Source organism: Micromonospora sp. H61 (assembly GCF_018070325.1).
Taxonomy (GTDB): Bacteria; Actinomycetota; Actinomycetes; order Mycobacteriales; family Micromonosporaceae; genus Micromonospora; species Micromonospora salmantinae.
This window is the reverse complement of the sequence record NZ_JAGPXY010000127.1, coordinates 1-8,874: the sequence shown is the minus strand read 5'-3', so window position 1 is coordinate 8,874 and position 8,874 is coordinate 1. Positions and strand designations below refer to the sequence as shown.

Sequence of the window (8,874 nt, the reverse complement as noted above, 5' to 3'; positions counted from 1 at the left end):
GCCGAGGCGTGGGGCGCCACCCGTACCCGGCTGTCCGCCGCCCAGGCCGACCTGACCGCCGGGCGGGAACGACTCGCCCGGGTCCAGCGGGCGGCGGCAGCAGTACCGGAGCGGGTGGGCGCCCAACGGGACCGCCGCATCGCCGAGATCGACGCCCGCTACTCCACCCGGATCGCGGAGCTGGCCCGGAGGGCCGCCGACGCGGCCCGGCAGGAGGCGCCCGGCTGCGCGGGGGCCGACTGGGCCGGGTGGACGCCGACGCCCGCCCGCCGGGCCGAGCCGCCCGGCGCGCTGCGGGTCGGCACGGTCGGGATCGACGGCGTCGACCCGGTGCCCGCGCTGGTGCCGCTGCTCGACGCCGGGCACGTCCACCTCGCCGGGGACGACCGCGCCGGCTGCGACGCGGTGGTCTCCGCGCTGCTGCTGCGGGCCGTCGGCCGCGCCGACCCCGGGGCGGTACGACTGATCGGGTACGACCCGGACCAGCTCGGCGGCGGACTGGCCGGGTTCGCCCCGTTGGGCACGGCCGGGCTGCTCACCTTCGTCGGCCCGGGCGGGCTGGGTCCACTGCTGGACGACCTGGTGGAGCAGATCCGCCGCATCAACGAGACGGTCCTCGCCGGCGAGTACGCGTCGCTGCGCGAACTGGCGGCCGCGACCGGCCGACGACCCGAGCCGTGGCGGGTGGCGGTGCTGCTCGGCGGGGAGGAGCTGAACCGGCACGAGCGCGGGCAACTGGACCGGGTGGTACGGGCCGGCGCCGCCTGCGGCGTACACCTGGTGGTGCACGGTGTGCCGTTGCCGGAGGATCCGACGGTGACCCGGGTGGTGGCCGGGGTGTCCGGCGCGCGGATCGGCGGCTCGGCCGGACTGCCGGTCCGGCTGGACCCACCGCCACCGGCTGCGCTGGTCACCGAGACCTGCCGGGACGTCGCCGCCCGGGTGAACGCGGGCCCGCCGCCGACCCCCTTCACCGACCTGCTGCCCCCGCCCGAGCTGATGTGGCGGGAGGACTCCGCCGACGGTCTGACCGCGCCGATCGGTGAGGGCCCACAGGGCCGGCCGGTGCGCTTGACGCTCGGCGACTATCCACCCCACGCGCTGATCGGCGGGCCGTCCGGCACCGGCAAGACCAATCTGATCTTCGCGTGGATCGGTGCCCTCGCGGCCCGCTACTCCCCCGCCGAGCTGGAGTTCTACCTGCTCGACTTCAAGGAGGGGGTCTCCTTCGCGCGGTTCGCGCAGGGCCGGCGCGACCCGAGTTGGCTGCCCCACATGCGGCTGGTCGGCATCAACGTCAACACCGACCGGGAGTTCGGGCTGGCGCTGCTGCGCTTCCTCACCGAGGAGTTACGCCGACGCGCCGACGCGGCCAAGAAGCACGAGGTGACCAAGCTGGCCGAGTTGCGGGCGGTCGACCCGACCGGGCACTGGCCACGCATCGTCGCCGTGGTGGACGAGTTCCAGATGTTGCTGGCCGGCCGGGACGCGGTCGCCCGGGAGGCGGCCGACCTGCTGGAGGACCTGGCCCGCCGCGGCCGGTCCCAGGGCATCCACCTGGTCCTGGCCTCGCAGGACGTGCGGGGCATCGAGGCGCTGTGGGGCCGCCCGGCGCTGGTCGCCCAGTTCACCCTGCGCATCGCGTTGCCCAAGGCGCTGCGCATCCTCGCCGAGCGCAACGACGCGGCGCAGTCGCTGCCGCGCTGGCACGCGGTGGTCAACGCCGAGTCGGGCATGGTGGAAGGCAACGAGGTGGCCCGCATCCCGTCGGCCAGCGACTGGGAGACCTGGAGCGGGTTGCAGCACCGGCTGTGGCGGATGCGCGCCCCCGACGCGGCGCCCGCCCGGCTCTTCGACGGCGACGCCATCCCCCGGCTGGCGGACGCCCCGGACTTCCGGGCGCTGGCCGTACCGCCGGACGGGACCGTGCCGCGCAACCCGGTGGCCCTGCTCGGGGAGATCATCGACGTGCAGTCCCGCTCGGCGTCGCTGCGGCTACCGCGCGCGCCGGGCCGCAACCTCGCGGTGCTCGGCACCCGCGTCGACGAGGCGTGCGCGGTGCTCGACGCGGCGGCCCGGTCGCTGGCCCGTCAGCACCCGCCGGGCACCGCCCGGTTCTCCATCGCCTGCCTCGACCCGGACGCCGACCCGATCGCCCGCGCCCTCTACGACGACCTGGCCGACGACGCCGCCTGGTACGACGAGGAGACCGTCGGCGAGCTGATGGCCGAGACGGCCGACGGGCTCGGCGGCCCGGGAAGCCCGCACTACCTGCTGCTGTTCGCTGTCGACGCGGCAGCGGGTGCGTTGGCCGCCCGCGCGGGCCGACGTACCGGCCTGGAGCAGCTGCGCCGGATCATGCACGACGGGCCGGAACGACGCACGCACGTGCTGGCCTGGTGGCGGGGTGTGGCCCGGATGCGCGCCGATCTCGGTGGGCCGGCCGCCCGTACCGACCAGATCGGCGCCTGGGTGGCCCTGGACGCGCACGGCGGCGAGCTGGGCTCGTCGCTCTATCCGGGCACCGGCGGCCCGGACTGGTATCCCCGCCCCTGGCGAGGGCTCTTCTTCGACCGGGCGGTGCACCGCACCGGACAGGTGATCATCCCGTATGGACCGACCCGATGAACGAACCGGTGACCAGCGAGACGTACGCGGCGCAGCTACGGCGGCTGGCCGACCTCACCGCGCGGGTGCGCGAGCAGCGCGCCGAGGCGCACACCTGGCACGAGCGGCAGTGCGTTGCGGCCGAGCGGGCCGTCGCCGACGCGGCCGAGCAGCTCCAGAGCGCCGAGGAGGAGCTGGTCGCCGCCCGTGAGCAGCAGGAACGGGTCGACGCCGAGGTGGCCCACCTGTGGCAGCAGGTCCGCTCACGCCTCGGTGCCCGCCGTCTCGGCGGCCCGCCCGCCCCGGCGAACGGCGTCGGGGCCACCGACCCGGTGCTGCTGCTCGCCAAGGCCCGTGACCTGCTCGACCGGGCCGGTCAGCCGGGCGAGCTGCCGGGCTCGGTCAACCCGCTGCTGGCGCTCTGCGGGGTGGCCGGCGGTGTGCTGGCGTACGCGCTGGGCGCCGGCGCCCGCGCGCTCGGCGTCGGGTACGGCGGCGACCTGGCGGTCGGACTGCCGGTGCTGGCGTTGGTGGTGACGCTGCTCGGTCCGTTGGTCGGCCTGGTGCCGGCCCGGGTGCTGGCCGACCGCCGGCACGCGGTGCTCGGCCCGCGACCGATCAGTGTGGTGCTCGGCGCCGGTCTACTGACCACAGTGCTGCTGCTGATCCTCGGGCGCTGACCCACCGGGGGCCGACCCCACCCCCAACCCCGTCGATCTTGCAGTTTCTGCGGCGACACAAGGTGCAAGAGCGGACGGATCAGCCACAGAAAGTGCAAGATCGCGCTGGCCCACCCGGCCGGGACGGTCGCGCCGACCGGCCTCAGGCCGGGACGAGCACGGCCTCGCGGAGCAGCCGGCGGGCCAGGGTGAGCCGGTCGGCGTCGTCGGGCAGGCCGGGCAGGTCGCCGACCCGGGTGACAGTGCCGGTGAGCAGGGCGCGGGCGGCCGGCTCGCAGCTCGCCGGAAGGGTGATGGTGCGGTCGAAGAGCCGCAGCGCCACGGTGTCCGAATCGTGCGGCACCAGCTGCCAGCGCAGGCCGGGACGCAGGGCGACCCGGGAGTCGGCGTCCAGGGTGGCCAGCGCGTCGGCCTGGGCCAGCGGTCGGATCGGCGCCGGGCGGGCCGCCGGCCAGGCGCGCTGCCGCAGACGCGCGGCGACCGCGCCCGGGTCGGCGCGCAGCAGCCAGTCCCGCAACGCCTCCACGGTCTCGGTCAGCTCCGGCTCGATGGCGTCCGGGTCGGCGACGTCGGTGCCGAACGGCAGGCTGGCCCGCAGCCGCTGGTCCTCGGCGGAAAGCGCCAACAACTCCTCGACCAGGGCGTAGCGGGTGAGCGCGCGGATGCCCACGGTCAGGTGCAGCGAGCTGGCGTCCTGCGCCTGCGCGCTGTGCAGCCACCCACGGGGCAGGTAGAGGGCGTCACCGGGGGCGAGCACCACGTCCAGCGCGGCCGGGCCCTGCGCGGTGGCGCCGACCTCGTCGGCGCGCCCGCCCCACTGCTGCTTCTCCAGCGGGTCGGGCAGCACCGGCGGGTGGATCCGCCAGTGCTTGCGGCCGTCGACCTGGAGTACGAACACGTCGTGGGTGTCGTAGTGGGTGGCGAAACCCTGGCTGCCGGCCGGGGTCAGGTAGGCGTTGATCTGCAACGGCTGGTTGAGCGCGAGGCCCAGGTCGCGGGCGAAGTCGACCAGCGGCGGCCAGATCCGGTGCAGCCCCTGCAACACCAGGGTTGCCCCGGACGCGTACTGCTCCAGGACCCGCTCGTCGAGCACCTGGTCGCCGATCTCGGCGCCCGCGCCACCGCCGCCGGTCCAGCGCGACGCCGCGACCAACTGGCCGTCCCTGGCGACGCGCAGGAACGGGGTACGCAGACCGCGCCGGCTCAGCAACTCGTCGGCGTCGGCGGGGCTGAGCAGGTCGGTGAAGCCGGCCGGGTCGGGCAGTTCGGCGGCGCGGGACAGCAGCGGGGTGTGCCCCCAGTGCGCGGCGGCGAACTTGGCCGGTTCGACCGAGACGCAGCGGGCCAGCGCCGCGGTGGCGTCGGTGGACGGAACCGCCGGGCGGCCGTGGTGGCCGCCCGGCGGGTCGAGGTACGTCATGGCGTGCCGCTACCGGGCGCTGCCGTCAGCGCCACCGTCCTGCTGGCCCGGGGTGGCACCACCGTCGGCGGGACCCTCCGCGCCGCCGTCGGCGCCACCGTCGTGCTGACCGGGGGTGGCACCACCGTCGGCGGGACCCTCCGCGCTGCCGTCGGCGCCACCGTCGTGCTGACCCGGGGTGGCACCACCGTCGGCGGGACCTTCCGCGCCACCGTCGGCGCCACCGTCGTGCTGACCGGGGGTCGCGCCGCCGTCGGCCGGACCCTCCGCGCCGCCGCCGCCGGTGGTCTGCATGTCGTCATCGTTGAGTGCCATCGGTACTCCCTCGGGTGTGCCGCCCCGCCGTACGCCGGGGTCCGTCGTGCTGCGGGTGGTACCCCACGCGCGATCTTCTCTAACCCTCACCGTAGACGCCGAACCGGGGCGACACGGGCAGTTCGCGAGCGGCGGCGGAGAGTGCCAGGATGGGGTGGTGATCCTGGTGGGCACGTCCGGCTGGCAGTACCGGGACTGGCGCGGGCGCTTCTATCCGCAGGGGCTGCCGCAGCGGCTCTGGCTGGAACACTTCGCGGCCGGGTTCGCCACTGTCGAGGTCAACAACGCCTTCTACCGGCTGCCCGAGCGGGACACCTTCGCCGCCTGGCGGGCGCGCACCCCGGCGGATTTCTGTGTGGCGGTGAAGATGAGCCGCTACCTCACCCACATCAGGCGACTGCGTGACCCGGAGGAGCCGGTGGCCCGGTTCCTCGGCCGCGCCACAGCGCTCGGTGACCGGCTGGGCCCGGTGCTGCTGCAACTGCCACCGAACCTGCGGGCGGACGTCGAGGCGCTGGACGCCACGCTGCGACTGTTCCCGGCGCAGGTGCGGGTAGCGGTCGAGCCCCGGCACCCCTCCTGGTGGACCGACGCCACCCGGGCGGTGTTGGAGCGGCGTCGGGCCGCGCTGGTCTGGGCGGACCGGCTGGGCCGCCCGGTCGCCCCCCGTTGGCGCACCACCGACTTCGGCTACCTGCGGCTGCACGAGGGGCGGGCACGGCCGTGGCCCCGCTACGGTCGGGCCGCGCTGCGGTCCTGGGTGGGTCGGCTGACCGACGCCTTCGGCGCGGACGAGCCGGCGTACGTCTATTTCAACAACGATCCGGGCGGCGCCGCGATCGTGGACGCCGTCGCGTTCGCCGCGCTGGCCCGGCAGTCCGGTCACCCGGTGTCGCGGGTGCCCACCGCCGCCGAGGCTGCCGACGACTGAGCCCGCCCGACGCGTCGTCGGGCGGGCTCGCGGTGTCAGGCCGTCACGGCATCATCGTGGCGAGGTCCTTGGGCATGGTGTCCTTCACGTCCTGCCACTCACCCTGGGTGACGTGGCGGCGCAGCGTGTCCAGCACCACCTGCGTCACCCGCTCCGGGCCACCCTCCGCGTCGTACGGGAAGCCCTGCCGCACCTCGTAGAGGAAGTCGTCGCGGTTGAGCTTGATCGGCACGTCCGACGGCACCCAGCCGTCGAAGTAGATGCCCCGCACCAGCACCGGCAACTGCTGGGCGAACTCCACGCTCTCGTCCACCGGCAGCCGGTCGCGCAACAGGTGCAGCACCGTGCGCAGGGCCGCGTACGACTGGTTGCGCCGATCCTTCGGCCAGCCGTACGCGTTCTCGATGTCCTTGAGAATCAGGTTGGTCTTGTCCAGCGAGGACTCGAACGCTGAGATCATCGCGTCAGCCATCGGTCGACCCCCGTTCCGTGGTGTCCCACCGTCGGTCGTCGGCGCGGCGCGGCGGCCCCACCGGGCCACGGCGGGCCCGCACCGGGCTGCCCTGCGGGGCACGCCGGGCGTTGTCGGCCGTGCCGACCACGTGCAGGACGGCACCACGCCGTCGATCCGTCACCAGTCGAACCGTCATCCCCGTCACCTCCGTGTCGTCTCCGGCGTCGGCCGCCACTGGCGGCCGTACCCACCGCGTCCACCCTCCCCACGGGTGGGGTGAGGCGACCCCACCCCGATCGGGTGAGGTCAGCCGGCGTCGAGAAGACCCGCGAGGGTCTTCGCGTTGGTCTGCGCGTAGTCGCGGTAGCAGTTGTTCATGAGCACGTGGGTCTGGCCAGCCTGGTCGGCCAGTTCGCGCAGCTTCGGCGCCCAGTCGGCCAACTCCCGCTTGGAGTAGTGGTAGCCGAACTTCTCGTGGATGTCCTTGCTGGTCCACTTGTCGCTGTGCCCGTGGAAGCGCATGACCGCGAGGTCCGCGGTGGCGGCCAGGACCGGAGGCAGCGACGAGCGGTGGCCCTGCGGCATGTCCACGCAGACGTACGGCAGTTTGTGCTCGCGCAGGAAGGCAAGGGTCTCGTCGGCGTTGTCGCCGTCGAACCAGGAGGCGTGCCGGAACTCGTACACCGGGCGCAGCGGCGCGCAGCGCTTCGCCACCTCCAGCAGGTACTGCTTGTTGGCCCGCTTGATGGTGAACCAGGGTGGGAACTGGAACAGCAGCGCGCCCAGCTTGTCGGCCTCGACCAGCGGATCCAGCGCGGACAGGAAGCGCGTCCACACCTCCTCGTACGACTGCGCGGGCAGGTCGTCGGGGTAGACGTTCTTCTTGTCGGTGTCCGGGCGCAGGTCCTTGTAGAGCGCGCTGACCCGGGTGGGGTGCCCGGTCAGCAGGCTGAACGCCTTGATGTTGAAGGTGAAGCCGGCCGGGGTGCGCTCGGCCCACAGCCGCGCGGTCGCCTCGGCGGGCGGCGAGTAGTAGGTGGCGTCCACTTCGACCAGCGGGAACTGCTTGGCGTAGTAGGCCAGCCGTTTCTCCGGGGTGTCGGCGGTCTGCGGGTACCACCCCGAGTCCAGCAGTGTGCGGTCGGTCCAGGACGCGGTGCCCACCAGGATGTCACCCATTGTGGAAGTCCATCGCGTCGCGGACCGACCGGCAACCGCTGGGGTGGCTCAGGCCGCCCGCCGCTCGCGAGTCTGCTTGCACGTCACACAGGTGGTGGCGGACGGGAAGATCTCCAGCCGCTCCACCGGGATCGCCGCCGAGCAGCCCTCGCACCAGCCGTAGGTGCCCTCCTCGAGCCGGCCGAGGGCGTGCTCGTACTGGGCGCGGCGGTCGAGGATGGTGCGCAACAGGGACTGGGCGGTGTCCCGCTCGGCCGTCTTGGTGCCGCTGTCGGCCTGGTCGTCGCCGGCGGTGTCGCCGACCTCCACCAGCCGCAGCACCTGGCTCTGGAGCACCGCGTGGTCGTACTCCGCGGTCAGCTCGTCGTAGCGCGCCTGGAGCGACTGTCGGATCTGATCGATCTCCGTCTGGGACCGGGTCGTACCGACCGTGTCGTGGACGAGCATCGCTGCCTGCCTTTCCTGGGCCTGTGGCTCAAGGTGAACCGGGTGCCGGCGGCGCGGAGCCCCGGTCACGGTCGCGTTCGGTGCGCGGGCGGTCACCCGCGCTCTGTGAGCCGGGCGAGTACCCGCCCGATCAGGCGCCCAAACCGACGAATTCTCGGTTGTTGTCAGTCGTTTCCGCCGGGCTCGACGAGCGCCGGTCGGCGGGGGTCGCCGACACGTACCACGACGTCGGCGAAGCTCGCCGGGACGACCTCCTCGGCGTACCGGTCGAAGGCCGGCAGCGTCCACCGCTGGGCCGGTTCGGTGCGCCGGCGCAGCGCCGCCGGGGACAACTCCAGGTGGACGGTCACGTCGAAGGGCAGGCCGCCGCCGAGCAGCAGGGAGCCGCTGACCACGACGACGCCCCCGGGCGCCAGGTCGACGTAGCGGGCCCGGCTGGCCCGGTCGGCGTCGACGTCCCAGAGCGACGGAAGCAGCCGGCCGCTGCCGCCCGGACCGGCCGGGTCGAGCACCTCCCGGCGCAGCCCGGCCTCGTCGACCCAGGCCTCGTAGAAGGAGTCCGGGTTGGTGCGGCCCAACTCGCAGCGCAGCGACGCGGGGCGCAGGAAGTCGGTGGCGCGGACGTGCAGCACCGGGTGACCCTGGGCGCGCAGCGGGTCGACCAGCGCCGCGGCCAGTTCGTCGGCGCCGGCGGCGGGGGCGCCGTCCACTGCCACCCGCAGCCGCGCGGGCCCGGCGGCGGCGCTCGCGGCGCGGGTCGCCGCGTCGGCCAGCCGGCCGGTCAGCTCGGTGACGAGCAGGTCGGGCGAGATGGGGCGGATGCGCACCGTCGACGTGCACG

At 74.4% G+C, this 8,874-nt stretch carries 10 protein-coding genes; 3 read left to right on the top strand and 7 right to left on the bottom strand.

Going from position 1 to position 8,874, the window contains the following annotated elements; genetic code table 11:
* Together KBX08_RS31725 and KBX08_RS31720 are read left to right on the top strand one after the other, a co-directional pair.
* A partial coding sequence (locus tag KBX08_RS31725) for an FtsK/SpoIIIE domain-containing protein (RefSeq protein WP_247670410.1) occupies window positions 1–2,628 on the top strand: 2,628 nt, incomplete at its 5' end.
* Window positions 2,625–3,287, top strand: coding sequence for a hypothetical protein (locus KBX08_RS31720; protein WP_210787448.1), 663 nt, complete (start codon window positions 2,625–2,627; stop codon window positions 3,285–3,287). The genes KBX08_RS31725 and KBX08_RS31720, both read left to right, overlap by 4 nt.
* Before the next feature lie 142 nt (window positions 3,288–3,429).
* Here the strand turns inward: KBX08_RS31720 and KBX08_RS31715 are convergent, their stop codons facing one another.
* Window positions 3,430–4,707: a cupin domain-containing protein gene (locus tag KBX08_RS31715; RefSeq protein ID WP_210787447.1), complete on the bottom strand. Its 1,278-nt coding sequence runs from the start codon at window positions 4,705–4,707 to the stop codon at window positions 3,430–3,432.
* Between the two features lie 9 nt (window positions 4,708–4,716).
* Window positions 4,717–5,022, bottom strand: a complete 306-nt coding sequence (locus KBX08_RS31710; protein ID WP_091408405.1) for a hypothetical protein — start codon at window positions 5,020–5,022, stop codon at window positions 4,717–4,719.
* 157 nt (window positions 5,023–5,179) lie between these two features.
* Between KBX08_RS31710 and KBX08_RS31705 the strand changes: the two genes are divergently transcribed.
* Window positions 5,180–5,953, top strand: a complete 774-nt coding sequence (locus KBX08_RS31705) for a DUF72 domain-containing protein (RefSeq protein ID WP_210787446.1) — start codon at window positions 5,180–5,182, stop codon at window positions 5,951–5,953.
* Between the two features lie 43 nt (window positions 5,954–5,996).
* Here the strand turns inward: KBX08_RS31705 and KBX08_RS31700 are convergent, their stop codons facing one another.
* The 5 genes from KBX08_RS31700 to KBX08_RS31680 all read right to left on the bottom strand — a co-directional run bounded on the left by KBX08_RS31700 (window position 5,997) and on the right by KBX08_RS31680 (window position 8,860).
* Window positions 5,997–6,425 (bottom strand): DUF2267 domain-containing protein, encoded by a 429-nt coding sequence (locus tag KBX08_RS31700; protein ID WP_210787445.1) that lies wholly within the window; start codon window positions 6,423–6,425, stop codon window positions 5,997–5,999.
* Entirely contained in the window at window positions 6,418–6,603 is a 186-nt protein-coding gene (locus KBX08_RS31695; RefSeq protein WP_112587444.1) for a hypothetical protein, read from the bottom strand. Before KBX08_RS31695 ends, KBX08_RS31700 begins: the two co-directional genes overlap by 8 nt.
* 110 nt (window positions 6,604–6,713) lie before the next feature.
* Window positions 6,714–7,586, bottom strand: a complete 873-nt coding sequence (locus KBX08_RS31690) for a DUF72 domain-containing protein (protein ID WP_210787444.1) — start codon at window positions 7,584–7,586, stop codon at window positions 6,714–6,716.
* A gap of 48 nt (window positions 7,587–7,634) precedes the next feature.
* Complete coding sequence (locus KBX08_RS31685) at window positions 7,635–8,033, bottom strand: TraR/DksA C4-type zinc finger protein (RefSeq protein ID WP_210787443.1); 399 nt, start codon at window positions 8,031–8,033, stop codon at window positions 7,635–7,637.
* 164 nt (window positions 8,034–8,197) lie between these two features.
* Entirely contained in the window at window positions 8,198–8,860 is a 663-nt protein-coding gene (locus KBX08_RS31680) for a uridine kinase (RefSeq protein ID WP_210787449.1), read from the bottom strand.
* Window positions 8,861–8,874 lie beyond the last annotated feature (14 nt).

Excerpts from the sequence above, each read along its gene's own strand:
- KBX08_RS31720 (WP_210787448.1), top strand. The coding sequence starts at position 2,625 with ATGAACGAACCGGTGACCAGCGAGACGTACGCGGCGCAGCTACGGCGG.
- KBX08_RS31715 (WP_210787447.1), bottom strand. The coding sequence starts at position 4,707 with ATGACGTACCTCGACCCGCCGGGCGGCCACCACGGCCGCCCGGCGGTT.
- KBX08_RS31710 (WP_091408405.1), bottom strand. The coding sequence starts at position 5,022 with ATGGCACTCAACGATGACGACATGCAGACCACCGGCGGCGGCGGCGCG.
- KBX08_RS31700 (WP_210787445.1), bottom strand. The coding sequence starts at position 6,425 with ATGGCTGACGCGATGATCTCAGCGTTCGAGTCCTCGCTGGACAAGACC.
- KBX08_RS31695 (WP_112587444.1), bottom strand. The coding sequence starts at position 6,603 with ATGACGGTTCGACTGGTGACGGATCGACGGCGTGGTGCCGTCCTGCAC.
- KBX08_RS31690 (WP_210787444.1), bottom strand. The coding sequence starts at position 7,586 with ATGGGTGACATCCTGGTGGGCACCGCGTCCTGGACCGACCGCACACTG.
- KBX08_RS31685 (WP_210787443.1), bottom strand. The coding sequence starts at position 8,033 with ATGCTCGTCCACGACACGGTCGGTACGACCCGGTCCCAGACGGAGATC.